Raw genomic sequence first — 26451 nt, forward strand, 5'->3', positions numbered from 1 at the left:
CAACTGACTTGCGCAACCCCCCAGGGGGTTAGGTACTGTCCTCAGCGTATCCCCCCAGGGGGTTAGAGAGGAAGCCATGACATCTACCCGGTCAACAGCCGCTGCGGCATCGCACGGGAAGGACGAGCCCTCCGATCGCCGTCCTGCGGGGCCGTTGGGACGCCTCGGACTGAGGGTGCTCGGCCATGCCCGTGTGACGCTCGTCCTGTGGGTGCTGATCGTGGTCGGACTGGGCCTGTTCGCGCCCCGGGTCGAGGCTTCCTTGTCCGGAGCCGGTTGGCAGGCCAGCGGTTCGCAGTCGGTGGCTGCCCGGCAGCTCGCGCAGGATCACTTCGGCGGCAACGCGAGCTCTGCGTTGCAGGTGGTCGTTCACAGCAACGACAGTCGCCTGTCCTCATCCCAGGGGCAGCGGGCGATTCATGCCGTGGAGCAGACGTTGCGTAGTGATCACCGGATTGCCGCGGTGATCGCGCCGCAGCCTGGTGCCACGTTGAGTAAGGACGGTCGCACGGCGATCGTGCTCGGTGGCGCCGGCGCTGACACGAATGACATGGTCCGGGCGGCCGTGGATCTCAAACCCGAGCTCACCGCATTGTCAGGGAACGGCATTCAGGTGACTCCGACCGGGTCGTCACAGCTGTGGGCCGACTTCAACACTGCAAACCTCGATGCGATGCTGAAGTCGGAAATGCTGTCCTGGCCGATCACTCTCGCGATCCTGGTTCTGGCCTTCGGCGCGTTGGTCGCGGCCGGCCTGCCGCTGCTGTTGACCCTGGCGGGCCTCGTCGCCTCGGCCGGGTCCTTGGTGTTGATCAACGAAATCGTGCCGGTCTCGATCTGGGCGATGAACTTCGCGATGATGTTCGCCCTCGCACTGGGTATCGACTACGCCCTGTTCATCGTGGTGCGCTACCGCGCGGCCCGCGCAGCCCCTGACGCCACCCGGGAGAGCGCGGTCGCCGAAACGATGGACACTGCGGGCAAGGCTGTGCTGCTGTCGGGGCTGACGGTGCTGGTGTCGTTGTCCGCCGTCGAGATCGTCCCGTCGCCGGCGTTCCGGTCCATGGCCGGCGGCATCATGCTCGCCGTCGTCTTCGTGCTGGCCGCCACGCTGACATTGCTCCCGCTCGTGCTCGGCAGCCTCGATACCCGGATCAACAAACTGGCGTTGCCATGGGCTCGCGTAGCCGAGCACCGGTCACCGGCCTTCGAGAAATGGGGCCAGCGACTGTGGCGCCGCCCCCTCGCGTACGGGTTGGCGGCCTTGGTCGTGCTGCTCGCCCTGGCCGCACCGATCACCGGCCTACGCACCGCAATGCCCTCGATCAAAGTCCTACCCGACAACGCAGCCGCCCGAATCGGATACGACCGCGTCCAAACAGCATTCGGTCCCGGCGCGCCGGGGATACTCCAAATCGTCGCGCCCGCTCACGAAGCCAAGACCGCTGCGGCGACCGTGGCCACGGACCGTGGGATAGCAGCAATTCTTCCATCCCAACCGGCCACCGACGGCACGCCATACACCCTGATCCAGGCAATGCCGAAGACGGACCCGTCCGACCCCGGCCTGGAACACACCGTCGACCGGTTGCGCTCCACCCTCCCCCACGGAGCGGTCGTCGGTGGTGCCGCGGTCGAGAACCTCGACCTCAAGGCCCAACTCGATCGCTCGACACCATGGGTCATCGGCATCGTGCTGAGCCTCGGGTTCGTGCTGCTCCTCGTGGCACTGCAAGCACCATTGATCGCACTACTGGGCACCCTGGCGAGCCTGCTGTCGACCGCCGCGGCCTTCGGGGTGGCGCGCCTGATCTTCCAGGACGGGCACCTGCACGGCCTGTTCAGCTTCGAGCCCCAAGGCTTCCTGGACGCGTGGGCGCCCGTCTTCTTCTTCGCGATGATCTTCGCGATCGCGATGGACTACACCGTCTTCCTGCTCGCCTCCGCCAAAGAACACTGGGAGAAATCCGGTGACCCGCGCGAGGCGATGGTCGGCGCCGTGGCGCACTCCGGGCGGGTGATCTTCGCCGCCGGAGCCGTCATGGTCGCGGTCTTCTTTACCTTCTCCCTGTCCGGACCGCTACCACCCAAGGAGATGGGCGTCATCCTTGGCGTCGCCGTCCTGCTCGACGCCTTCCTGGTGCGCCTCATCTTGCTGCCAGTGCTGTTGCGCTTGACCGGACGCGCGGCCTGGGCATGCCCGTCCTGGCTGCGCCGAATCCTGCCCACCATCCGCTTCTCGCACTAAGGAGCCACTGCACAACACGCGTAGCCACAGCGCCCGACGATGACACCGTCGGTGAACTCTCACCGAACCGATCGAACCGGCCCGCACAGGGCTATAAGTGACAGGAGTTGCATCATGTGTCGACCCATCCGCTGCAAGCAGTGCGGTAAGACCACTTGGGCTGGCTGCGGCCGCCACGTCGACCAAGTCATGGGCCAGATCCCGCCAGCTGACCGTTGCCCCGGACACCCGAACCCGCCGCAGAACTCTAAGAGCTCCGCCTGGCGGCGGTTCCTCGGCCGGTGATGACCCGCCCAGGCTGCTGCGGAGCTTTGGCAAGTTGAGTCCGCGTCCACCGTGTAGAGGGTTCGCTGGGAAGGAGTGCCACCGAGGCGAAGAGAATTGAGGGGTGAGCAAGCCTTCACTCACGAGTGCGGTCGTGGCGCGGACCGCTACATTCACCGTGCAATGGTGTTGCCTGCCGCCGGGATCGGGAAAAAGCAACAGCGGATGCCACGACTGCGATCATCAGCGGGAAAACCCAGACTGGGACGGCTTCCGTGACGCGCGAGATCGCCTCTTGGGCGCTTGCTTCCAGGCCGGTGGTGTCGGAGAGTCCAAGGCTGCCGGTCAGGCCTGCGGTGCCGTCGTAGAGCAGGAAGAGCACGCCGATGACGATGAACAGGGCGCCGGAGACAAGCGAGGTCGTGTGGACCTGAAACGGTCCGATGTTAAAGGCTTTTCCCCGAATCCATGAGCGCTGCCCTAGATGGAAGCGATCCCAGAACCATGCGAGCACGAAGAGCGGCAGTGCCATGCCCAGTGCGTACACGGCCAACAGGGCCCCGCCGAGAGTTTTGGACCCTTGGGTGGAGGCCATAGTCAGGATTGCTCCGAGTACCGGCCCTGAGCAGAATCCTGCAAGCCCGTATACCGCGCCCAGGGCGACTGTTGATAGATAACCGCCGCGGCCGGCGCCGCGGGATGCCGCCCAGGTTTGCAGGCGTGCGGTCAGTGGGAGGCGGAAGCCGCCGCCGAGCAGCTGAACTACGCCCATGCCGATGATGATCCAGCCAGCGATCAGGATCAGTTGTCCGCGGTGGCCATACATCAGCCTCGATGCTGCTGCTGTGCCTGTGCCCAGCGGCACTAGTACGAGCGCAAGTCCGACGTAAAAGGCGGTGGTCCGGGCGAGCAGTGCGCGTCTGCTAGAGAATGCGTAGGCGAAGAATGATGGCAGCAACAGAGCACTGCATGGTGACAATAACGACAGGGTTCCTGCGGCCAGTGCCGACAGCAAGCTGACGTTGTTCACTGTTGGTCCTTGGCTGCCTGCTCGATCGCTTTCTCAAAGACGCTGAGTGGTTGGGCTCCGATGACTGGCGTTCCATTGATCACGAAAGCAGGCGTACCGCTGATTCCGAGTTTCTGGCCTTGCGTGAAGTCAGCTTTGATTGCCGTGGCGAGCTTCGGGTCGCGCATATCGGCGCGAAGCTTGGCCCCGTCCAAACCGACTGAAGTGGCCAACGACACGATCCGGTCGGTGGTGAGCTCCCCGCTGTTGGGCGGTGCCTGATGCGTGTACAGCGCATCGTGGAGCTTCCAAAAACCGCCTTGTTTGCCGGCTGCTCGCGCTGCCAGCGCCGCATCGTAGGACTCCTTGCCGAAGTAGGGAAAGTCACGCCACTCGATGCGTAGCACGCCTTTTTTGACGTACTTGTCAACGAGTTTCGGCTCGGTGGTGCGTGCGAACTGACCGCAGTAGGGGCACTGGAAGTCGGAGAATTCAACCATCACCACTGGAGCGTTTGCTTTGCCTTGAGCAAGCGGGTCAGCGGTCTGCCGGCGTGCGAGGTGCCGGAATTCCTTGGGTACATCGCCTCCTGATACCGAGGCCGTCTGATCGCTTGCTGACTTTGAGGAGTTCGTCGAGTTGTCGGGTCGGGTGGCGATGAAGGCAACGACTGCGACCACAGCTGCCACGAAAGCCACGAGTAACGGGGTCATTACGCGACGCTGTGTGGCATCTGTATTTGGCTTGCTCATTAGGGGTCTGTCCTCACGTCGTTGGTTGAGGCTGTTTGGCCCGGCACTGTGTCTGCGCGGTCAGACGGGCCCGCAGTGCCCACAGCAGCAAGGCGATGGCCAACAGCTGCAGGAACGGCTGTACCGGCTCGAAGAAACTGATCGCCCCGGCGTACCCCAATGCCATCAACACGATCTTGTTGCACACGGGGCAACCAACAGCGAAGAAGGTCAGAAGGCCTGCCGCTGTCCCGTGCCGCACTGGCCGCGCGGATGTCTCGGCCGATTCGGCTGCTGACGGCGACGCAACGTACGTCGCCATCAGCAGCCCCATTAGAAGGCTGGACACCAGCAGCGCCGGCCATGCCCACCACTGCGGCGCTATATCTCGCCGGAACAAGGGGTTCGAGAGTAGATCGGTGGGGATGGCAACAACTACCACGGCCAGGACCGTCACGGCACCGGTAATGCCCCACTGCCGCGGAGCCCAGTGTCGGATCGCCGCCAGAGCCTGACCCATGTCGCTCAAACCCCTTGAGCGGTTCGCTCGAGCGGCAGACCGGCCAAACGCCATTCAAGGATCCCGTCCTCTAGGCGTTTGGCCTCTCGGCCTGCGGCTGTCAACAGTGCGACTGCGTCGTGTGCCAGCAGGCAGTAGGCACCGCGACAGTACGCAATGAGATTTCCGGCGGGTAGCTGCTGAAGTGACCCGGAGAACTTTTCCAGCGGCATCGACACCGCACCGGGTAGATGAGCCTGGTCGAACTCCTCCGACGGCCGGATATCAAGCAGCGTGGTTTCCGGAGTCCCCAAAACCTCCATGAGCTCAGCACGAGTGATCACTTCCGGTCCGTCATCGCCCGCACCCAGGTAGGCCCGACGCGCCACCGTCACATCAGGTGAGTGCACACGTGCCACCACACCCAGCGCTGCGAACAGGTCTGCTACGTCTTCCCCGGCAAGTCGATAGATGACACGTGTGCCATCGCGTCGTGAACTCACCAACCGCGATGCCCTCAGGATCTGCAGATGAGCCGACACGGTGCTCAACCGCTGGTCAAGCGCCCGCGCGATCTCCTCCACCGAATGCGGGCTCTGTGCCAAGAGCTCGATGATCTCCAGCCGCCGAGGACTACCGAACGCCTTGCCAACCACTGAGAGCTCTTCGAACAACCGAGTTCGCGCACCCACTACATCCTCCATGAATATCTGGAATACTGGAACCGTGCCATACCGCCTCCCTGACGGCAAGCCCGGCCCCCTCGGCTTGCGGGCGTGGCACAGAGTCACGGCGCGCACTGCGTGTCGGTAGAGTCCGAGGCAGGGCACGCCGCACCCGCGAGGTTGGCAAAGGAGTAAGCGTGAAAGTTGAAACGAAGATCTTTTTGCTACTGGCCGTGTACGGGCTTGCCGTCGGCACGATCTACGGTGTTTTCAGCCATTGGAGCGAACCGGTCGGTGCGGTTGCCTTCTACCTGACCGGTATGGCCTGTCTGCTGATCAGTGGTTTTCTGTGGTGGACCGGCCGCAAGATCGACCTGCGCCCGGACGATGACCCGTCCGGCGAGCAAGGCGACGTGGAGGGCGACTACGGCTTCTTCAGCCCGCACTCGTGGTGGCCGTTGTTCCTGGCCGCCTCGCTTGCCGTCATCGCCTTGGGGCTTGCGGTGGGATGGTGGCTAGTGATGCTCGCTGTCCCGTTTGTGGCGCTGACTGCGATTGGCTGGGTGTTCGAATACTTTCACGGGGAACATTCTTTGTGAGTACTCGAACGGGGCGGCTTACAGCGTGAGGCGGTCACATTCGCCCGTCGGGGTGTTGAATTCAGCCTGCGTGTGGCCGCTGCCCGATCAGGAGCCAGGTCCAGCTGCTCGGTGCACCGCTATGCGGTATCCGGTTCGCGCGTCGAAGTCGGCCATCATGCTGAATCGATCGGCGCGCACGATGGTTTGTCGCCATTCGGTGGGCTGATTGTGTGAGATTCCGAGTCTGTCGATGCAAAAGACCGCTTCTGAGGGCGGAATGTGCAGCAGTTCGCGAACGTGCGCCGTGGGGACGGCTGCTCGTAGTTGCTCCTGGCCGCTGGTGAGCCGGATGCCGCACTGCTGGTCGAGTTGGTCGTAGAGGCTGGTGTTGTGCCAGTCGACGTTTAATAGCGGACACGCCACATCGGCCGGCAGCCAGACGTCGTCGAGAGCGAGCGGTTCGTCACCGGCCAGGCGCAGCCGGGCTAGGTGAAACAAGGAGCTGTCGAGGCTCAGGCCGAGGCGGTCGGCGACGTGGGCGTCGGTGGTGATGGCAAGCGCGCGAACAACACTGTGTTGGCTGATCCCGGCAGCCCGGACCGACTCGAAAAGGCTGTACAGGGCGCCGACAGGTTGCTCGATCTCCGTGGGCGTCGCCAGCCGCGGCGTTCTGCCGCGCTCGGCAGTGACGATGCCATCTTCACGCAGCTGGCGCAGAGCCTGCCGGACGGTTTGCCGGCTAACGCCATAGTGCTGTTGAAGTTCGGACTCGGCCGGAAACGCGCCGGTGAATTCTCCCTCGGCGATGCGCCGGGAGAGGTCTTCGCGGATTTGGCGCCACAGTGGCGCGCGGCCGGCTCGATCGATAGCAGGCATCTTCCTGATGGCTTTCCGTTCCGAGTCCTGGTCGTTCACAACCTTAGGTACGCGGCGCCGTCCCACTGGCGACTAGCCAGTTCCGCCACCCCTGAGGGCACCACGGACACACCACTGATCAGGTCCGACGCAGTTAATCCTCTGCTGCGCATCGTGTTGGCACAAGCCAGCACCCGCACGCCGTGGGCCAGCAGCTGCCGGACTCGGGAGGTTCGCAACGCGGCCGCCTCGGGTACTTGTTGCGCCAGCGCCATATCGATCCCCGCGCCCAGGGCGACCACGTCGATGGCTGCGTCCGGCGCCGCGGCGTGCAGATTCTCGACCTGACGGGTCATCGCCGCGATATCCGCGGTGCCGGCGTGCACCACTACGGACTTCACGCGCTGATCTTGTGGCCATGACGACATACCGTTAATGTACGTACATATGAAGCGGGAGCGCAATCTGCCGCTGACTCACGTCGCACGAGCCGGCCTCGACCAGGCTGGATGGACGCGCGCAGCGATCGGAAGAAGGTTGGCATGACGGTGCATATCACTCAGATCGAGACTCCTGAGCTGGGGAACCGCAGCTACGTGGTGGATGACGGGCACGTCGCGGTGGTTATCGACCCGCAACGGGATCTGGACCGCGTCGAGGAGGTCTTGGCGGACCGCGACGTCGCGGTCGGTGCAGTCGCCGAAACGCACATGCACAACGACTATGTCACCGGCGGGTACGTGCTTGCGCAACGTCACCAGGCCCCCTACGTGGTCAATGCCGCCGACCCGGTCAGTTTTGACCGGCGCGCTTTTGGTGACGGCGACGTGCTGGTGGTTGGTGGGATGCGTGTGCAGGCCGTTGCGACCCCCGGACACACCGACACTCACTTGTCCTATGTGATTACCGATGCCAACGACGAGGCGGCCACGCCAGCGGTTTTCACGGGTGGGTCGCTGCTGTTCGGCAGTGTGGGACGCACCGATCTGGTCGATCCTGATCGAACCGAAGAACTGACGCACGCGCAGTACCGTTCTGCCCGGCGACTGGCGGAGCTGTTGCCCGAAGATGCCGCGGTGTATCCGACGCACGGCTTCGGTAGCTTCTGCTCCTCCGGCGCCACCACGGGTGCCGATGCCAGCACTATCGGTACCGAGCGGCGCACCAACGATGCTTTGACCAACCCGGACGAAGACGACTTCGTGCGCAGGCTGGTCGCCGGGTTGACGGCCTATCCCGCCTACTACGCCCACATGGGCCCGTTGAATCAGCAGGGTCCCGGCGCAGTGGATTTAAGTTCTCCGATGCCCGTTGAGGCGCAGGAACTGATCCGGCGGTTGACCGCCGGTGAGTGGGTCGTCGACCTACGAGACCGGCGCGCGTACGCAGCCGATCACATGGCCGGCAGCGTCGGCATCGAGTTGGGCCAACAGTTCTCCACCTACCTGGGGTGGCTGGCACCGTGGGGTGCCCCCCTCACCCTGATCGGCGAGTCGCAAGAACAGATCGCCGATGCCCAACGCCAACTCGTCCGGATCGGAATCGATCAGCTCGCAGGTGCCGCTGCAGGCGACCTGGACGACATCGCAGGTGCGGCTGATCGGGCGCACTACCCCCGGGTGACGTTCGCCAACCTCAGCGCCAAAGCACCGCAAGACATCGTGCTGGACGTCCGCCGTGCCGATGAACGAACCGGCGGCTACATCGCCGGCTCTGCGCACGTTCCCCTCCACCGATTGCTCCTTGACCTGCCGCAGCTACCCGCCGGGCGGTTGTGGGTGCACTGCCGCTCGGGATACCGGGCCTCCATCGCCGCCAGTTTGCTGGACCGTGCCGGGCGAGACGTGGTCCTCATCGACGACGACTTCGACGATGCCGCACGACAGGGCATCGAGATCGTGCACGACCACGGGCACTGACAACGCACCACCTTCAACAGGCCATGGAGGCCAGCCATGAATGCACACACCACACACCACCGCGTCGCTATTGTCGGCGGCGGAACGGCCGGGATCAGCGTCGCCGCCCGCCTGCTGCACCACGGCATCAACGACGTCGCAGTGCTCGACCCCGCGGTCACGCACTACTACCAACCGTTATGGACGCTGGTCGGCGGCGGTCGAGCACCGATGGACGAGTCCGGCCGGCCAGAAGCATCGGTGATGCCGAAGAAAGCGACGTGGGTGCAGCAAGCAGCCACCGGATTCGACCCCGACAATCACAAGATCACGCTGCAAGACGCCAGCACCATCGAGTACGACGCCTTGGTGGTCTGCCCCGGTATCCAGCTGGACTGGGACGGCGTTCCCGGGATGGCCGAGGCGTTGAACACCCCATACGTCTCCAGCAACTACTCGCCCGCACACGCACCCAAAACCTGGGAACTGATCCGTAATCTGCGCTCCGGGACCGCGATCTTCACGATGCCGTCCAAGCCAATCAAATGCGCTGGTGCACCACAGAAAATCGCCTACCTCGCCGCGGACTACTGGCGCGAGCAGGGCGTGCTGTCCGATATCCGTGTCGTGCTGGTGCTGCCCACACCAGGAATGTTCGGGGTGAAAGTGTTCTCTGACGAACTTGAACGCGTCGCGGCCCGGTACGGCATTGAAGTCCGCACCCAGTCCGAACTGACCGGTGTGGATCCCCAAGCCCGGCAAGCTGTCATCAGCGACCACGACGCTGGGACAGACGAGACCCTGACCTACGACCTGCTACACCTCGTACCACCGCAGTCCGCGCCCGACTGGGTCAAGGCCTCACCGCTGGCCGGACCCGACGACCCGGCCGGGTACGTGCAGGTCGACAAAGAAACCATGCAGCACACCCGGTACCCCGAGGTCTTCTCGCTCGGCGACGCCGGATCGACCCCGAACTCCAAAACGGGTGCCGCCATTCGCAAGCAGGCGCCCGTCGTCGCGGACAATGTGCGAAACCTCCTGCGCGGCGACACACCGGTCAGCCGGTACGACGGGTACGCATCCTGCCCGCTGACCACGTCCCGGCACACCATGCTGCTGGCCGAATTTGACTACACGATGCAACCCGCGCCGACCTTCAAGTTCATCGACACCACCAAAGAACGCCGCGACATGTGGTACCTGAAACGGTACGGACTGCCGGCGATGTACTGGAACGCGATGCTCAAAGGCCGTGCCTAACCCGGCCCGGCAACGGCCACACCCACCGGAACCCACCCAACCCCGCGGCCACAGCAGCATGCCGGGAACCACGACAAAACAGTCTCGCGTCCGAGGCGGGCTGAGACTATGCGCGGCGATCCTGATTGCCGGGGTCTTATCAGGGCTTGCCGGGGTGGCCCTGACGTTCTTGCTGCACCTCATCGAACGGTGCGCATTCGGGTACGGCCACGGCTCGTTCCTGACCGGTGTACACGCCACGCCGTGGTGGCGCCGCGTCGCCGCCACCACCGGCGGAGGACTGCTCGCCGGCACCGGGTGGTGGCTGCTTCGCCGCCGCCGGAACGTGCCCTCCCTGAACGATCTGGTTCACAAGCCCGCCGCAGCGCAACGAATCGGCACGGTCCTGGCGGATGCCCTCCTGCAGGTGCTGGTCGTCGGATCCGGCGCCTCCATAGGCCGCGAAGGAGCGCCCCGGCAAAGCGCCGCCGTGCTCGCCGCGACTGCCACTCGCCGCCTTCGGCTAGCCGACATCGATCGGCAATCCCTCATCGCCGGTGCCGCCGGTGCCGGGCTATCCGCCGTCTACAACACACCCATCGCCGGCGCAGTATTCGCCCTCGAAATCATCCTGCGCACACGACGACCACGCACAATCGCAATCACCGTGGGAGTGTCCCTCATCGGGACCAGCATCCTGTGGCTCATCCACGGCACCGGCCCCACCTACCAACTGCCGCCCATGACATCCGGCTGGGCCCCGGTAGCAATCTGGTCCGTCGTCGCCATCATCCCGTGCCTCATACTCGGGCGCGCGTTCACCCGCCTCACCCACACCGCCCGCAGACACCCCACGGCAGCCACACCCCGGCTGATCCTGTCGCTCGGCGCAACCGGGATAACACTCGGCATCGCCGGATGGTGGGCACCAGAACTCTTCGGCAACGGAAAAGCAGTCATCGACGCAATCGCCGACGGCAATCGCTCGCTGGCCCTACTCGCAACGCTCATCGTCCTCAAACCCGTCGCCACCGCCGGATACCTACGCGCCGGCGCGACAGGTGGCCTACTCACCCCATCCCTGGCCACCGGCGCCGCCATGGGGGCGGTCGTCGCGATCGTCCTGCACAATGCAGGATTCCCCGTCGACGTCCCCAGCTTCGCCCTCATCGCCGCAGTCGGGTGCCTAGCCACCACGCAGAAGGCTCCGCTCTTCGCGGCCATGTTCACCTTCGAACTAGCACACCCCGCAACCTGGGAACTGGCCTGCTTCGTGATCACCGCCCTCGGCACCAGTTACCTCAACAACAGAGCAACGCTGCCCCGACCCAGTCGGCGATCGCAGTACAACCGGCCCGAAGAAGCGCGTCCGACGGACGGGTCATACGGAAACGACACACCAAGAGCGTTGCCACCATCACCGACATCACCACCGATTTCCTCGACCGAGTAACTACCGGCAAACAAAACGATCAACCCAGGCGACCAATTCGGAAACAGCCACCGATCCCGTTAGACGTTCCACAAACGGTGAACCCGCAAGTCAGAACGCGGTCTGGTCGAGGCGTGGCAATGTGGGTGCCGTAAGACCTGTCCGGACATCTTCACCGGGACGGGCGCGCCTTGCGGGAACACTGCGGACGGGGCTGCCGATTCAGGTGGTCTTCGCCGCGTCTCGACAAGAGGGCCATCGCAGCCGTCGTCCGTGTTCCCCCTATCGCCTGCCGCGTGATCTTGACTTCGGCCCCCCGCCAACACCCTGACCGGGCCGCTCCCAACCGGTAATGGTGGTCGACCACCACCACGGCCGCTTGTGTGGACCCTCGCGCCCGTCCGGTATAGGCATCTGATCGCGCGCCAAATACGAACTCACCGTTTTCGTACCGACGCCCAGGTGCTCGGCTACACGTTTCGTGTCCCACTTCTCCGCCGCGATCACAGCTGACCGTCCGACAAGCACCGTGCGATCCGGTCGAGCGCACCCGGCACCAATGCCCACTCGTATGTCACTCGGCCCTCGCCCAACCGTTCCGACTTGATGACACCTATGTCCTCGAGCATGTGCAACTCGTCCGTTCGCGCCGGCAGATCGGCCGACAGCTTCGGCCCGTCGATCAGCAGCTGCAGGGTCTCCAAGCGTGCCCGTGTCCCGAGGACGTGCAGGATCGACGCCAACGGGGTGAGGTCCTTCGCGCGCGCCAGCGGCACGGCCAGCTGCGCAGCAATGGGACGAACCATCCCGGAAGTATCGCGTGACCTCACGCGATGAACGATAGGTACCGCAGCAACGCGGCAGACGCGTTGAGCAAGTTCAGCAGGGCATAGCAGCGTTAGCGCAGTTAGCCCGGCTGCGGTCGCGCCATACCGTCTAGTCCTGGCTGCGTTGCTGCTTGGCCAGCTGCGACACCGTCGAAGGCTGACCGTTCACGAGGACTTGTGTCTCGGCACAGATTGGTCGGTCGTCCCATCCGCGTGCTGCACGTGCAGCACGCCGTGCTTCCTTCAATGCTCTTCTTTCCAGCCGCCGCCGGTCGGCGCGGATCAACGCGGTGGCGGCGTCCAAGTTCTCGCCGACGTGCTGCGTGTCCGAAACCGGTTCAGTTTCGCGCTCGTCCATGGTCGTCAATTCCTTTGGCCCTCAGCGGGTTTCGGCGGGTGCAGCTTTGCGAAGAGGTCTTCGAACGCGGCACACACGTGTGCAGGCCGCGGCACCCACAGCCCGTTCGGCGAGTTCGCGAGGATCGCCCACCAAGTGCCGTTCCACCGCACCGGCGATGTCGGATCCTTCGGGTCGAGCGGATCCGCGTCGCCGGCATCGATCGCCGCATGCACGGTGTCGGCGTCAGCGCCGGCCGTCACGTGCGCGACCAAGCTGGCGGTGAAGGGATCGAAGTCTTCGCTGCGCGTGGTGAGCTGCTCATTGTCGTCAACGTGCTGGATCGGAGTGCACGATTTGAACACCCTGTAGGTCTTCAACCGTTCCAAAGCGTGCCAGAACCAACGGTCGTGAAAAGCAGTCAGGTCGTCGCTGTAGGCCCGTGGTTTCTCCTTGTAGGTGGATCGCCAGGCCACGTACAACGCGGTGAGCTCCTCGATCGCCACTCCGTGTCGGAACCAGCACGGCCGTACGTACTCATCGACGTTGTATCGGACGACCATCCAGTCGACCCAGTCGCGCAGTTCGATGAACAACGCTTGCGTCTCGTACGGATCGAGGTAGCGCCAGCACCAGGCACCACCAGCTGGTGCCTCCTGCAAATATTCGACCAGGCCCTGCACCGAGCGCTCGGCAGCGTCCAGCCTGTCGAGGACCTCCTCGGTCTCGGCGCACAGGTCGTCGGTCTTGGCGACCAGTTCGCTCAGGGTGAGTCCACCGCCGGCGCTTCCACCGAAGTCGCCCGGAGGCGGTGCGTCGGCGTCATCGGTCCAATCGCTCATCGCTGTTTCCCGGACACTAGGGCGTCACGGGTCTGCTGCGACACCAATGGGTCACCGCCGGCTGATGAGTTCTTGTCCGCTCGACCGCACCGGATCTGCACGCTGCGGATGCTGTCTTCGAAGTCGGCGTGGTCGTCGCGCTCCCACCAGGCGGGCAGGTTGATCACGGCGTTGCCGGCGTTCTTCCACATCAATAGTCCGGTGCCGTCGTCCAGTTGTTGGATGGCGTCGACCGGCATGATCCGCTCGAGGCGGGTTGACCGGTTCGAGCTGACGTTGCCGGATCCGAACAGCCCTGAGGAGCTGAAGCTTTCCTCGACGACTTTGCGTTCGCCCACCAGGCGCGAAACCTTTTCCAGGTCATCGGTTTCGCTGCATCCGGGCAGGATCAGTTTCAGGCTGCTGGCGCCCCACATCTCGCCCCAGCCGTGCTCAGTCCAGCGCTTTCGGGCTTGACTGAACGACTGCAGGATTGCCCAGGTGGACATGCCGCGGCCGCCACCGTCGGACAGCATCATCCCCATCTCCGGGATAGGGGCCACGTTCGCGGCCTCGTCGAGCACGAATGACATCATCGGCTCCAGCCGACCGCTGCCGAATCGTTGGCTGTGGCGGCGTGCGGCACGGATGATCGAGGACACGAACGCGGTCACCAACGGCGCTGTGGTCACTCCCGCTCCTCCTTCGGACAGCACGTAGAGGGTGTCGCGGCCACGGTCGATGAACTGTTGAATGTTGAAACTGTGCGCCGGTTCGCAGCAGACCAGGTCCATCACTTCCGGCCGCGACAGCGACCCCAGCGCCCCGGCCAGGGTCAGCGATGTCGACCCGACCGTTTCCCGGGCATCGGACCCGGTCGCGTTGCTCAGCTCTTGGTGCCAGTCGGCGATCGCGCCAGGGTGCGTTGTCAGGATCCGGTAGGGCTCGGTGTCGGAGAAGTTGTTGGCCCATCGGTAGACGTCGCGCATCGTCTTGCCATCGAGTGCAGCCGCGTGCAGAAAGCACTTCAGCACCGTGGTTGCCTGGCCCTTGAAGAACGCCGTGTTACCGCCGCTGCCTTCGAGTGATGGTGCGGCGGCGATCATCGCCGCGGCGCGGGTCTCGGCCTCGCGAGAGTCCTCGCAGCCGAGCACGATGTTCCACCGGCACAGGTCGGGCCACCCGGTCAGATCGTCTGGGTCGAAGATGTGCACCCACCGGGATTTGGCCGGGTCAGCATCCAGCACTTCGCGGAAACCCGCGGTCAGGTCGACGATGTCGACCTTCGTGCCGGTGGTGACGACCGCACCGGGTGCGTCCTTGATCCGGCCGACCGCGACACGGGTGGTCTTACCGGACTGCTGCGGTGCGACCACCAGGGCCGCATCGTTCGGCAGCGGGGAGAACTTCAACCCCAGGTAGCGGCCCACGGGTGCGATCAACGGCCGGCTGCGGCTCAGCGCGGCGTTCCATTGTTTGCCGAGCATGAACTTGAACCGGTCTGATGGCCCCGGGAACCGGCCTCGTTTCATGGCCTTCTTCATCCGCGATCGGGTCATCATTCCGTACTCACCACGGCGAACAACAGCGACAACGACAGCGAAGGTCGCGACGAAGAGGAAGGCCATCTCGACCGCACCGACAGTGATCCAGAACCCTAGAGCTGCGGGGATGCTCGCCGATTCGGGGTATGCAGCGGAAGGGTGGCCAGGGTCGGTCAGCAGTGACCCGAGGGCGTCGAAGAGGTGGCCTGACGGCCAGGCCCAGTGGCCGGTCCACCACAACCCCGATATGCCGCCGCCGACCAGGATCAGCGCCGCGACAGCGACGACGGCGACGATCATCAGCAGCAGGGCGACGGGGCGAAGATCCTGCCGTTGTGTGGTGTGTACGGTGCGCGCCATCACGACACCTCGTTTTCTGTGGTGGCATCATCGCCCGCGTCCGGCGTGCTTGCGGCAACTTGGGATTCGCCGTAATCGGTGCGGTCGTTGGTGTTGAACAGGTACTTCTCTTCGTGCGGTGCGAGCATTGTTTCCACGCGCAGCGAGTGGTCGCCGATGCGCCACAGGGCGCGGCCCTTCTTGCGGCGACACCATCCGGCGATGGCTGCCTGTTCTTGTGAGGACAGGCCCCACTTCTCCCCGGTTGTCTGAGCGATCGTCTTGTCGTGCCCGAGGGAGACTTTGGTGTCGCACAACGCCCAGAAGTCTTCGGCGATCGCCGCCTCTTGGCTACCGGCCGCGCCGACACTGCTCAGGTCCGAGGGTTTGTGCATGATCAGCATCTCGATCTTGCGCTCATCGCGTGACAGCCGCAGGTTGGAGTCCAGCGACTTGACCGCGTTCACCCCGAGCCGCATCACGCGCCAGACTTCGTCGCGCGGGATGTAGATCGGCTGCCCGGTTGGGTTGACCGCGGTCATGCCGGACACCCACGAGTTGGCGCACGTCAACGCAACGCCGATGACCTTGTCGTCAGCCATCTCTTTGAGGCGCTTCATTGACAGTGACTGGATCGGGGCGTTCCAGTCGACATCGATGGTGGTGTGGTCGTCGAACATGCCTTTCAGTGCACCGTTGACGAGCACGTTGAGGCCGGTGACCATCGGTCGCAGATCCGCGTAGTAGTCGCGTTCGCTGTCATAGCGAAGCTGCTTCAGGAGGTGGTCGCTGGGGTCGTAGGCGGCTTTCCACACTTGCGGGATGATGATGTCGGGCACGGCGGTGACGTTGCCGCCGCCGGCGGCGGCGCCGGTCAGCTCGTCCACGACAGCGGCGATCGCCGTTTGGACGGTGGAGGTGACCGCCACGTCCTGAGCGCCGAGCAGCCCCTCGAGCAGCACGAGCCACCGTGCCCGGATGTCGACCCATCGCTCGTCGCGGGTCTGCTGGCTCAGCGATCGCCAGTTCGCGGCCAGTGGACCGGGATCCAGTGGGTTGATCCGGGTGGGCATGCCCGGACCTACCTGCCACGGGGTGACGCCCCACTCTTTACACACGAGCACGTATTCGTCTTTGAGGTCGCCGGGGACGAATGCTCGCGCGCCGTGCCGCAGCGCCCGGCGGATGATGGCCTTCACTGTCCCGGACTTTCCTTGTCCGGGTTTGCCCTGGATCATTAGGTTCGGGTTGCTGACCAACCCCAGCTGCACCCATTGCCACGGGTCGACGTAGAACCCTGTGGCGGTCGCTGCAACGTAGCCGAGCGGTGCTCCCTGTTTCGGCATGGGCGAAGCGGTCAGAAACGGGAACACGCCCCCGACCTGGTCGGTCGTGGACCGGTAGACCCGCCCTTGTGGCGTCCCGACCGCCTGCCACCCGTAGCCGGGGCGGAACACGCCACGGCGCTGGGGGCGCAGTGGAAAGTCCACCCGGCGGTCTTTGCCTGGTTCCGGCGGGGTCTCGGGCGCCAGCGGGAATTGCACGCCCTGCTCGGCGAACGCGTCCTGAAACGACTGGCCTTTGTCGGTGCGTGATCGCACGAGCCGGGACCGCATCCGGTGCTGCCCGGTCTTGCCGGTGTGCTTGCGTAGCGTCGTACTCATGACCGGTTCTCCTACTTTCGCAGTCCGCGCCTGGCCGGCATTCCGACCCCGACCGGGATACAGCCGCTGATGAACCCGATCGGTTGTGCCAGGTCCAGGCGCATCAGTTCGAACTTGCGCCGCCGCGCTGAGGCCTCCAACAGCGCCGTGTGGGTTTCCAGCGGCTGAGAGGCGGGCACCGTCACCACGGCGATGCCGGTGACCCGGGTCAGGGTGTGACCAGCGGCCAGGATCTTTTCTTGAGAGGTGGTCTGCTGGCGCAGTCGCGTCTGCCGGGCGCCAACCTTGAACCCACGGCGTTTCTTCAGGTCTTCGGCCAGTGACGCGTTCGCCGAGTCAGACTCGGCGGCCTTGGTCGCGGCCTTGTCGTCGAAGGGTTCGTAGTGCAGCGCGAGGCTGCGACGCTCTCCCCTGGCACCGGGTGTCAGCAGCGGCCCCAACGAGCCGACGGTGGTGCCGAGCTCGGGCAGTATCAGCGAGTACGCAGCCGACCGGTAGTTGTCGTGTGCGTAGAACCGCGCATTCGGTGATGGTGCTGCGGAGGGGCCGGCCGCCACCGGGTGTACGTCGGTGAACGCCTCATGACCTTGCGCAGCTGCGGCACGGGCCACCTGAATGGACTGCAGCGCTGCCGGGTTGAACCCGGTCCGCACTGCTGCGGCGACCTCGCCCTTAGTCATCCAGGTCACCGATTCGGCGCCGCACCCGGTCAACAGGCTGGTGATTTCCGGCAGCGACCGGTACATGACCGCCATCCGGCCCGCGACCCCTCGGCCCGAGCCTTTGGCCTGCCCGGAGATCTCGTCCTCTCTGAATCGCAACGCCACATAGATTTCGTGGCCTACCGATGCCGAGAGCACTGACTGCTCGACCGCCGCGGTGTCTTTGAGGACTTGCTCGGGGATCGGCACTCCCCCGACCACGGTCGGCGAATGCTTTTCCAGCCACGCGCTGCGTTCGGCCCCATCGTCAGGGACCGTGCGCACGTAGATCGAGACCCGATGCGGCAGGCTGTTTCCGCGGGACACCGCGGACAGCAAATCGCCCAACGCGTCGGCCCACCGGTCGCCGGCGTCCGGGTCGGTCAACGACAGGCCAGGATGCTGCACCTTGGCCACCATCACCCACGCCGAGTCCGGGTCTTTGAGCACGCACAGTCGCCGCATGGCACCCGCCGCGTACGGCGGCCCATCGAACACTTTGAATCCTTGCAGCGTGCCCGGAAGGTCGAGCTGGCCAGCCTGCTCACGGCTCAGGGGCTGGACGGCGGCTGCGGCTTCCCACTGCGCCGCTTGGGTGGCTCGCCCTGCCAGGTGCAGTACGCCGTGGGTAAACCACCGCCATGCGGGCCGCTCATGGATCGGCACCACGACGATCAGTGCCAGCACCACCCACACCGCCAGCCAGGCCCCGGCTCTGGCCCACGCGCCTTGCTGAACCGCGATCAGCGGCGGAAGTGCGGCAAGCCCTAGGAATGCCAGCTGCGGCCAGCCGAGAACGCCGAGTATCCCGATGCGTTCATTACGCCATCCTCCTCGTGTTGCGATGCTCATCGGTCGTCTCCTTGGTTACGTTTCTGCTGGATTGTGTGCTGCATTTCGTTGCTGTTGCTGGCTGTTCGTCGTTGCGTGGTGTGGCTGCGGCACCTCAGAGAACGACCGCCGCCTCTGCCCCACCGGCTGCCTCGCCACCGCCGGCTCCTGCGCCCCCGCCGGCTCCTGCGCCCCCGCCAGGTGGGTTCTGCCCGCCTCCCGGTGGTTGGGGGCCGTCGTCTTGCCCGGAGGAGTCACCGGGCGAGCCACTGGGTGATGTGCCACCCATGCCGTCGGGGTTTTGTTCACCGCCGGGCATCTGGGTGGTGATGTCCCCGCCGCCGTTGTCGTCGCCATCGCCACTGCCGTCGGGGGGTGTCGGGTCGTTGGAGTCCTGGCCGTCGCCAGCGGAGGAGCCTCCGCCTGATTCGGCGTCAGAGTCGTCGTTGTCGCCCTGGCTCTGCGGATCGCTGTCGTCGTCCCCGCCGCCTTGTGGGTCCGCCCCGCCGGGATGGCCAGCGCCGACTCCGTCCATCGACCCGGATGCTCGGTTGGCGGCGGCTGCGGATTGGTCGCCTCCGAAACTGCGCAAGGCCTCCGTGCCTGCTTGCAGGGAGCTCATCGCGTCTCCCCCGCCGCTGGTGGAATCCCCGGCACCACCAGCTCCGGGGACCTTCGGGGCGCTGGTGATCTCGCCGGCACCGCCGTCGCTGGTGCCTTCCTGCTGTTGAGACTCCTGCTCGGTGTCTTCTCCCCCGCCGGACTTGCTACCACCGAACATGCCATCGACCGAGCCGCGGAAACTTTGCCCTGCAACGGTGTGCGGGTCGACGAACGCGAAAAGTTTGAACAGGAAGAACGGCCATACCAGGCTCAGGCAGGACACGATCCCGGAGACCGCGGCTTGTGCCACGTCGGCGCCGGCGTTGCCATTGGTGTGTCCGGCGGCTAACCCGATCGAGTGGCCGATCGCCAGGGACAACGCGATGAGCGGCAGCATGAAGATCAGGGCGAGCATCCACCGCAGCCCGGTCCAGTACCACCGGGCGAATTTTTCGTGCACCAGGCCGGCGCTGATGATCGGGAACGTGGCGGCCAGGACCTCCATGGCAGCCTCGCGGATCAAGATCTCGCTCAGCAGGCCCAACGCGAACGGGATCACCAAGAGCACAGATAAGAACCCCAGGCCGATCCCGGACAGTCCCTTGATGGATTGCGCCATGAACGTTTGGTCGCCGCTGAGGCCCTGCCAGTCGTCGACGTTGAAGGTGGCGGCCAAGATCCCGGTCGCGCACACCCCGGCGAAGCTGGAGACACCCGCCAAGATGCCCAGCGATGTCGTGGACAGCAGCACGTACTGACCGATTCCTTTGAGCATGAACGACAGGCTGCGGACCCCGTTGAACGCGACCATGCCGGTCTGCGCGAAAGACAGCCCGATCACCAACAGCAACCCCAACCACAGGCAGATCGGGAAGACCTTCCCCAACGGCCCGTCCGGGGTGTAGATGATCGTGGGTTTGGAGAACGAACTCAGCAGCGAGAACACCCCCGACAGCAGGCTCGAGGCGAATGCCCAGATCGCCTGGGCGATCTTGTCGATGCCCTTGTTGATCAGGTCACCCACGGAGGGAAATCCGAGTCCCATCAGTTGTGTCCTTTCGTGAACTCGTTGTTACGCCGGCGGGTTCTGTAGGTCGCGGAATCCGCTTTGGTACGACAGCTGGTCGCGTGGCCAGGTCAGCGGTGCCTTCGCTGGGGCGCCACCGGGCGCGAGCATCCACCGCTTGTGCTGGGTCGACCACTGCATGCGGGCGCAGTCCCACGCGGCGACCGTGCGCGCATCACCTTTGTAGGAGTAGGTCAGGTGCCCGTTGATGCACACGACGGTGAAGTCGTGCCCGACCGAACCTTTGATCAGTCCCTGCACCGGCGTGTATGACGCCTGCAGCAGTTGCGGGTCGGTGCCCGGATTCGCGGCGTAGTACTTCAACACTTGCGAGGTGGGGTTCCATTGGTTGATGCCCACCGCGCCGGGCATCGCGAACTGGTTGTAGACCTCGCGCCCGGCGTCCGCGTCGAAGTTGTGATACGCGGTCGCATCCATCGCCGCCAGCTGCGCCACAGCGCCTTGCGGGGTGCGTGCAAAGCCGCTGGCTACGCCGGCGACCTCGCCTGTGGACTTAGGTAGCTTCAACGAGGGAGTGGTCGCGTTGACCTCGATCTGAGGATCGAAGTTACCGACGTCCTGGTTCGTCGAATCGCCCTGCGGTATCTGCTTATTGGCAAGCTCGTTCTGTGCGCGACGAACTGCCGCCGGGTCATCAGACGCCGGCCGCAGTGTCGGAGGCGGCGTGTTCGCACGTGCGGTGCGCGCCGCGCTGGTCCGGGTGTGGTCGTGCTGCGGACCGACGACACCGGCCCACTTCAGAATCGACAGAACACCGCCGAGCAGCAACGTGCACCCGACTAAGGCGATCGTGAACCACGGCACCCACTTCTTCGGCGGCTTGGCGGGCCGCGATCGCCACCTTCTCCACAACCGCACGGCGTCACCCCGTGATGCTGTGCAGGAACGGGTAGATACCCACCCAGATCAGGGCACCCATCACTGCCGCCAGCAGCGCGCCGACCCCGAACTGTGATGTCTTGTGGTGCGACAGGAACTTGCCGCCGGCGATCGCGCCTGCACCGATGAACCCGCAGGCGATGATCACCACGAGCGCACCCCACTTGACGTTCCCCATCAGCTCTCCCGCCTTATTGCCGACGCCTTTGGGTGGCTTCGGCGCCGGGTTCAGATCGTCGGCGTGCAGGCTGTTGGCCACATGCCAGGAATAGGCGACTGCCTGGTGTGCAGAAGCGGCTGTCTCGTGTGCGATAGCGAGGTAACTCATGACTGAATCTCCTTAGTTGTTAATTGGTTTCGTTTTTCCGGTGCCACCAGCGGCTTCGGCCGGTGACGGGTTCAGGGATAAGGCCCAGGGCCTGGGCGATCAATTGGTGTCCTACTGCCCGCAGGCTGTCGTGGCGGCTATCGGCGGTGCTGAAATCGCCGACCCCGTAGCGCTGGAACTGCGCATCCCAGGGCATGTGCTGTCCGGCAGCGAACGCCTGGCTGAGCAGTGGACACAGCGGGTTGGCCATCGGTGGTGTCGCGCCGATGGCGACGACCTGGTCGATGCCGGTGAAACCGGCGTCCGCCCACTGCGCCAGGACTGCTTCGCACCGGTTGCCGCTCATCGCCGCGGTGGGCACGACCAGAACCACCGTTGAGGACTGGGCCTGCGGGCCCGTCAGCCACCCGGCAGCATCGTGGGCGCCGGCCACGATCTCTTCGGCGCTGATCCCGACGTCGACCACATGGATCCTGGCCGAGGTCGTCGCCGGTGAGGAGTCCCAGGATGAGGGTGCGTCGATCCGCCGGTTGGGGTTCAGGGAGTCGATGTAGCGCACTTGGGTCCCCTCGCCGTAGGCCGGGACCAGCCGAGTGTCAGCGCAGATGTCCAACGCGACGCCGACGGTCGGGCACACGGTGCGCAGCTGTGACCGGCGCGGACTTGCGGCGTCGAGCACATCGACGCCGTAGCCGTGGCTGCGCGTGGCGGCCGCGATGGCGAACGCCACCGTCGAGGCACCCGCTCCCGGTACGGCGCCGATGACCACGAACCGTGCCGTGGCCCCGGGCGTAGTCGACTGCCGGCCAGGCGCCGGGTGAGTTCCACGCGTGTGCTGATCCGGGTCGCCGGTAGCATCCGTCGAGCCCACCACGGGCCGCTCGTCGAGTGCAGTCATACCAACCAGCCCCACAGGCCGACAGCAGCGAGAGCGAGCACCGCGCAGACCAGCACTGCCACGTAGATCAGCGCGGCCAGGGTGAACGCCCAGCGCATCAGCCACACCAGGTAGCGGGGGCTGTTGGCCCGCCACACGGTCCACAGCACGATCCGGGAGTAGTAAACCGGGACCGCCCACCAGGGTGTGGCAGCAGGCGCCGGCCAAAACAGCCGGTACCCGCCGGCGAAGAACAGCCAGAACAGCGGCCCGCGGCGCGCACGCTGCACACCACCCAGCACGGGTCCCGAACCAGACGAATTCACTTTCATGACAGTCACTTTCGTCACCCGCTCAGCTGTCCGATACCGAAGAAGAGGCGACCTGCCACGGCTCCGCCGCACTGACCCGGGTCACCCGGATGAACATCACCAGGTGCTGCGCGGCCGCCTTCACCCCGACGGTGGTGACGGTGACCTCGACGGTGAACACCTGCGCCTTGTCCGTGGCCGGTGGCGCATCATCGGTGGGGATCACGCTCACCTTCACTGCCGTGTAGGCCTTCTTGGCCTCGATCGCGTTCCATGCCGCGCCCGGAGCTGCCTCGGCGGGCTCTTGCAACGTGGCCGCGTACTGCGCAGTGGCCAGCCTCGAGGAGCGTTTCTGGGCGTTCCACGGGCTGGTGTCAATGCGGCCATCTTGTGCCCATGTCAAAGCCGCGAAACCCTTTGCAACTGCTTCCGGGTCGGCCGTGTCAACGTGCTTCAGTCCAGCAGGCAGCCCGCGCGGGTTGGCGTGAGTCTTCCCGGTCGGGTAAGGCTGCACAGGTCGAGCCGTATCGTCAGTGCCAGCGCTGTCGCTGGCAGCGGGCGGCTGCGAGACGGCCCCACTACCCGGCGTGCTCCCGGCACCACTGCCATCCGGCTTCTCACCGCTGTGTCCGCACCCGGCAAGCAGTATCGACAACAACACCGCTGAGCCAACGCTCTTGTAAACAAACCGCATTCGCTTCACCTCTGCGTCTTCGCCATGTGGTCGTACGGTGGGCGGGCAACTGTCGACGGCGTGAAGTACAGCCCAGTCACCCGGGCCGCTAGGCCCGGATGCGGCTCTTCGATGATCTTGCCGCCGCCGTAGTAGATAGCTACGTGGGTAGCCGGACTGCCCTCGAACAGCACGTCACCCGGCTTCAGCGAGCTCGAGCCGTGAAATGTCGGCACGTTGTACGCGCGCAGGTACTTCTGCTGCTGCGACGCAGTGCGCGGCACGGTCAAGCCCACCTGATACAGCCCGAACCGGGTGTAGCCGCTGCAGTCAAAGCCGCTCATGTGGCAGGCATCCGGTTGCACACCCGAACAGTTGCCAGGGCCGGGGCCGGTCAGCGTTCCCCCACCCCACACATACGGAGTGCCGATCTTGGACTCCATGGCCGCCAACACGACCTTCGCGGGACCATGCACCCCCGATGGACCAGTCCCAGCAGGTTGCGACCAGCTGCCGCCGTACCTCGAGATCGCCAATTTCGGGATCTGCACCACGTAGTGCTGTGTCTGTGCGTTGTTCGGAATACCACCGGCACGCTCAACAGCGCCCCAGCCGGCGTTGTAACCGGCCAACGCCAGCTCGATCAAGGTGCCAGACACCACTTGCGAGGCGGTACCTCGTGTCGCCTGATCGGCCAGAGAGCACATGTACTTGCCCTGAGCCACGATGGCATCGGGCGCCTCCCACGGTGAGGCGGTGCCGTTGCCGTTCGCGTCGACCTTCCACGACGCCCAGCTGCCCGGCATCCACTGCGCGATGCCTTCCGCACCGGCGCCGCTGCGCGCTTTCGGGTCCCAATCCGATTCTTGGTCGAGCTGCGCGGCGATCAACGGCGGACTGATCTGCGGGCAAAGATGACCGGCCTTGTTCACCCACTTCACGAATTGCGGCTTCACCGATCCGGGCTCCAACGACCCAACGATGGTGCCGGTGCCTACTTGCCCGCCACCGCCGCCGCCGTCCGAGGCACACCCCGTCAGCAGCATGAGCAGCACCGCCACCAGGGCAGCGGTCAGCTGGGCGCTCAGCCCCAGCTGGTGCCCACGGTGCGATGCTGCCGCGCTCATCCGCGATACCGGTCCGCGATCAGTGCGGCGATCTCGGCGAACGCTTCACGAGTGCCCGGCTGCATCCGGTCCAGGCGCACCAGCGCGCCATCGGCCAGGTGTGGGTCCTGTGGCACTACGACCAGTGAGGCACCGTCGAACTGTGCCCGCACCGCGGCCTTGTCGACGTCTCGGCTGACTTGATCCTTCGCGGTCAGGGCGACGATCGCCGAATCCGCAAGACGCTCAAACTTGTTGTTTCGCAACCACTTCAACGTGTCCGCGGCCCGCTTCGCGCCTGTGATGCTGTATGCGGCAGGCACCACCAACGTGTCCGTACGCGCCAGGATGCCCGGCATGATCGGGTGGGTGATACCGGTCCCGGCGTCGACATGGATCGAGGAGTAGTAGCACGACAGCACCTCGATCACGGCGTTGAACTGGTGAGAACTCAGCGACTCCCCCAGCTGCGGATCCGGCTCCCCCGGCAGCACCGTCAGCCGGCCCTCGGTCTCCAAAAACCGGGACAGCTCCGCGATGCTGTGCACCCGGTCGACCTGCTCGGCAAGACGATTCACCCCTGCCAGACCTTCGCGGCCCAACACCCGTTCGGCCAAGTCACCGGCGTCAGGGTTGAAATCCCCGGCCACGACGGCTTCGGGCCGGTGGGCCGCCGCAGTCAATGCGGTGCCGGCGCATGTTGATGTCTTCGCGATCCCGCCCTTCAAGCACAGGTACGTCGTCACGTGCGCACCGCGCAGCGGGCGTTGAATGCGCCGCATCCGCTCTCGTTCGCGCACCTGCACCGCGGACGGGCCAAGATTCACTAGTCCGCCGGTCAGCACGTGCACCAGACGGCGGGCGCCCGAGTCAGGGACCAGTCGGCGTTCACGCAGCATGGGCGCCGGACCCGCAGGAGCCGCAGGTCGTGGCACCGGCGCCCATGACGGCGTTTCCTGCTGTTGGGCGATCCAGGGATTGCGGACCTCATCGGTCTGAGGCACTGGTGCTGCCGCGTGTTGCGGCGTGGCTGATGCTGCCGGTTCCGGCGCGGGCGGGCTCAGCTGCTGCTCGAACTCGTCCATCGACGCGGGCACTGGCCCGCTTCGAAAAGGTGACTGCGTCATCAGTTCTCCTCCTGGCTGGTTGTCAGGTGCTGGCCGGGCGCCACGCGACGGCGCCCGGCCAGCACCTCTTCCTCGACCGACTCAGGCCCGGACTCCGTGGGAATGAGAGCACCGTCAATTACGCCCGGCCGGTCAAGTTCTTGGCGTCCCGCGACCGGCCAAAGCAGCCGCGCTGCAACGCGTTTCAACGGGAGCGAGATGGTCCGCGCGCGAGCACCGCAATGCGTGGGTCGGGCGGTGGCCGCGACACCCATGGCCACAACACCGAGCACGACAACAACGCTTAGCGCAGTTAGCGCCACCATGGCTTCTCCTCAGGCCACAGCGCCGTCACCGACAACACGGCATCACGGGACGCGGAAGGCGCGGGCTGGATGGGCTCCCGCTCCGCCTTAGGCCCCAGGTATCGGCCGCCAGCAGGCCTATGCATTGCAGCCACCTCGCCTCGTGCCAGTGGGAGTGCGGCCGTGACGAGGCGCGTCGGGAGCTGGGCTCAAACCAACAGCGCTGCCAGGGGGGAGGAGAGCATCACTGCCGGCCTGCGACCGACGCACCTCGCCACGGAGCCTGTCCTGTGCGCAGTCGCGCACGGCGTTCAATAGCGCGAGGGTGTGCTCCTGCCGAAGCACACAGTCGTGCCACGCCATGAGATCCCCAACACGTTCCATTGGGACCTGATCCAGGTCAGCGAGTTGCCGCAAGTCCTCGGCGCGGTCAGCGGCTGCGTTGGCCCACTCTTCTAACTCGGTCTGCAGACCGGAGGCGAGTTGCTCGGCGGACACTGCAGCAACTGTGAATACGGCGCCATGACTTCCGATCGCCACAGTGACCTGGCATTCCCTATTGGACGTCACCCGACTAACTGCTCTATGCAGTAGCTCAACCGCGACCGGCTCGTACACGCCGGCCGGCACCTGTCGATGTACTCGCAGCTCCGGCTCGGTCACAGCACTACTGCGCATGGCGCGCCAC

25 protein-coding genes are annotated in these 26451 nt (G+C 65.3%); 5 read left to right on the plus strand and 20 right to left on the minus strand.

Going from position 1 to position 26451, the window contains the following annotated elements; genetic code table 11:
- Nucleotides 1-76: 76 nt before the first annotated feature.
- A complete protein-coding gene (locus ACZ50J_RS22740; protein ID WP_464301629.1) occupies nt 77-2248 on the plus strand; it encodes an MMPL family transporter in 2172 nt (723 codons plus the stop codon).
- A 400-nt stretch (nt 2249-2648) separates the two neighbouring features.
- Here the strand turns inward: ACZ50J_RS22740 and ACZ50J_RS22745 are convergent, their stop codons facing one another.
- The 4 genes from ACZ50J_RS22745 to ACZ50J_RS22760 are packed head-to-tail and all read right to left on the minus strand — an operon-like array spanning nt 2649 to nt 5455.
- Complete coding sequence (locus ACZ50J_RS22745; RefSeq protein ID WP_464301630.1) at nt 2649-3542, minus strand: cytochrome c biogenesis CcdA family protein; 894 nt, start codon at nt 3540-3542, stop codon at nt 2649-2651.
- The gene (locus ACZ50J_RS22750) at nt 3539-4234 is read right to left on the minus strand and encodes a DsbA family protein (RefSeq protein ID WP_464301631.1); all 696 of its coding nucleotides are present in this window, start codon (nt 4232-4234) and stop codon (nt 3539-3541) included. The genes ACZ50J_RS22745 and ACZ50J_RS22750 overlap by 4 nt, the downstream gene beginning before the upstream one ends.
- Before the next feature lie 52 nt (nt 4235-4286).
- Nucleotides 4287-4772, minus strand: coding sequence for a hypothetical protein (locus ACZ50J_RS22755; protein ID WP_464301632.1), 486 nt, complete (start codon nt 4770-4772; stop codon nt 4287-4289).
- 5 nt (nt 4773-4777) lie between these two features.
- Entirely contained in the window at nt 4778-5455 is a 678-nt protein-coding gene (locus tag ACZ50J_RS22760; protein WP_464301633.1) for an ArsR/SmtB family transcription factor, read from the minus strand.
- 158 nt (nt 5456-5613) lie between these two features.
- Between ACZ50J_RS22760 and ACZ50J_RS22765 the strand changes: the two genes are divergently transcribed.
- Complete coding sequence (locus tag ACZ50J_RS22765; protein ID WP_464301634.1) at nt 5614-6015, plus strand: cytochrome c oxidase subunit 4; 402 nt, start codon at nt 5614-5616, stop codon at nt 6013-6015.
- Between the two features lie 87 nt (nt 6016-6102).
- On the opposite strand, the gene ACZ50J_RS22770 is transcribed toward ACZ50J_RS22765, so the two are convergent.
- A complete protein-coding gene (locus tag ACZ50J_RS22770; protein WP_464301636.1) occupies nt 6103-6873 on the minus strand; it encodes a GntR family transcriptional regulator in 771 nt (256 codons plus the stop codon).
- A 35-nt stretch (nt 6874-6908) separates the two neighbouring features.
- Nucleotides 6909-7253, minus strand: a complete 345-nt coding sequence (locus ACZ50J_RS22775) for a DsrE family protein (RefSeq protein WP_464301576.1) — start codon at nt 7251-7253, stop codon at nt 6909-6911.
- A 141-nt stretch (nt 7254-7394) separates the two neighbouring features.
- On the opposite strand from ACZ50J_RS22775, the gene ACZ50J_RS22780 reads away from it, so the two are divergent.
- The 3 genes from ACZ50J_RS22780 (at nt 7395) to ACZ50J_RS22790 (ending at nt 11445) form a co-directional block, all read left to right on the plus strand.
- On the plus strand, nt 7395-8771 hold the full coding sequence (locus ACZ50J_RS22780) for a rhodanese-like domain-containing protein (protein WP_464301577.1): 1377 nt from the start codon (nt 7395-7397) through the stop codon (nt 8769-8771).
- 36 nt (nt 8772-8807) lie between these two features.
- Nucleotides 8808-10013: an NAD(P)/FAD-dependent oxidoreductase gene (locus tag ACZ50J_RS22785; RefSeq protein WP_464301578.1), complete on the plus strand. Its 1206-nt coding sequence runs from the start codon at nt 8808-8810 to the stop codon at nt 10011-10013.
- Between the two features lie 154 nt (nt 10014-10167).
- On the plus strand, nt 10168-11445 hold the full coding sequence (locus ACZ50J_RS22790; protein ID WP_464301579.1) for a chloride channel protein: 1278 nt from the start codon (nt 10168-10170) through the stop codon (nt 11443-11445).
- Between the two features lie 482 nt (nt 11446-11927).
- Here the strand turns inward: ACZ50J_RS22790 and ACZ50J_RS22795 are convergent, their stop codons facing one another.
- The 14 genes from ACZ50J_RS22795 to ACZ50J_RS22860 all read right to left on the minus strand — a co-directional run bounded on the left by ACZ50J_RS22795 (nt 11928) and on the right by ACZ50J_RS22860 (nt 25479).
- Complete coding sequence (locus ACZ50J_RS22795; protein ID WP_464301580.1) at nt 11928-12230, minus strand: hypothetical protein; 303 nt, start codon at nt 12228-12230, stop codon at nt 11928-11930.
- 130 nt (nt 12231-12360) lie between these two features.
- Nucleotides 12361-12609 (minus strand): hypothetical protein, encoded by a 249-nt coding sequence (locus tag ACZ50J_RS22800; RefSeq protein ID WP_464301581.1) that lies wholly within the window; start codon nt 12607-12609, stop codon nt 12361-12363.
- A 5-nt stretch (nt 12610-12614) separates the two neighbouring features.
- On the minus strand, nt 12615-13430 hold the full coding sequence (locus ACZ50J_RS22805; RefSeq protein ID WP_464301582.1) for a hypothetical protein: 816 nt from the start codon (nt 13428-13430) through the stop codon (nt 12615-12617).
- The gene (locus ACZ50J_RS22810; RefSeq protein WP_464301583.1) at nt 13427-15313 is read right to left on the minus strand and encodes a type IV secretory system conjugative DNA transfer family protein; all 1887 of its coding nucleotides are present in this window, start codon (nt 15311-15313) and stop codon (nt 13427-13429) included. The genes ACZ50J_RS22805 and ACZ50J_RS22810 overlap by 4 nt, the downstream gene beginning before the upstream one ends.
- Nucleotides 15313-16956, minus strand: coding sequence for an ATP-binding protein (locus tag ACZ50J_RS22815; RefSeq protein ID WP_464301584.1), 1644 nt, complete (start codon nt 16954-16956; stop codon nt 15313-15315). The genes ACZ50J_RS22810 and ACZ50J_RS22815 overlap by 1 nt, the downstream gene beginning before the upstream one ends.
- Nucleotides 16957-16967: 11 nt before the next feature.
- Nucleotides 16968-18509: an SCO6880 family protein gene (locus ACZ50J_RS22820; RefSeq protein ID WP_464301585.1), complete on the minus strand. Its 1542-nt coding sequence runs from the start codon at nt 18507-18509 to the stop codon at nt 16968-16970.
- Between the two features lie 94 nt (nt 18510-18603).
- Nucleotides 18604-20136, minus strand: a complete 1533-nt coding sequence (locus tag ACZ50J_RS22825) for an ICP22 family protein (RefSeq protein WP_464301586.1) — start codon at nt 20134-20136, stop codon at nt 18604-18606.
- 27 nt (nt 20137-20163) lie between these two features.
- The gene (locus ACZ50J_RS22830; RefSeq protein ID WP_464301587.1) at nt 20164-20982 is read right to left on the minus strand and encodes a hypothetical protein; all 819 of its coding nucleotides are present in this window, start codon (nt 20980-20982) and stop codon (nt 20164-20166) included.
- 58 nt (nt 20983-21040) lie between these two features.
- Nucleotides 21041-21385 (minus strand): hypothetical protein, encoded by a 345-nt coding sequence (locus tag ACZ50J_RS22835; RefSeq protein ID WP_464301588.1) that lies wholly within the window; start codon nt 21383-21385, stop codon nt 21041-21043.
- 19 nt (nt 21386-21404) lie between these two features.
- Nucleotides 21405-22283: a hypothetical protein gene (locus tag ACZ50J_RS22840; RefSeq protein WP_464301589.1), complete on the minus strand. Its 879-nt coding sequence runs from the start codon at nt 22281-22283 to the stop codon at nt 21405-21407.
- Nucleotides 22280-22594: a hypothetical protein gene (locus ACZ50J_RS22845; protein WP_464301590.1), complete on the minus strand. Its 315-nt coding sequence runs from the start codon at nt 22592-22594 to the stop codon at nt 22280-22282. The genes ACZ50J_RS22840 and ACZ50J_RS22845 overlap by 4 nt, the downstream gene beginning before the upstream one ends.
- Nucleotides 22595-22616: 22 nt before the next feature.
- Entirely contained in the window at nt 22617-22976 is a 360-nt protein-coding gene (locus ACZ50J_RS22850; RefSeq protein ID WP_464301591.1) for a hypothetical protein, read from the minus strand.
- A 296-nt stretch (nt 22977-23272) separates the two neighbouring features.
- The gene (locus tag ACZ50J_RS22855) at nt 23273-24373 is read right to left on the minus strand and encodes a C40 family peptidase (protein WP_464301592.1); all 1101 of its coding nucleotides are present in this window, start codon (nt 24371-24373) and stop codon (nt 23273-23275) included.
- A complete protein-coding gene (locus ACZ50J_RS22860; protein ID WP_464301593.1) occupies nt 24370-25479 on the minus strand; it encodes a MinD/ParA family ATP-binding protein in 1110 nt (369 codons plus the stop codon). Before ACZ50J_RS22860 ends, ACZ50J_RS22855 begins: the two co-directional genes overlap by 4 nt.
- Between the last annotated feature and the right edge of the window lie 972 nt (nt 25480-26451).

The organism is Flexivirga sp. G2 (genome assembly GCF_055397625.1).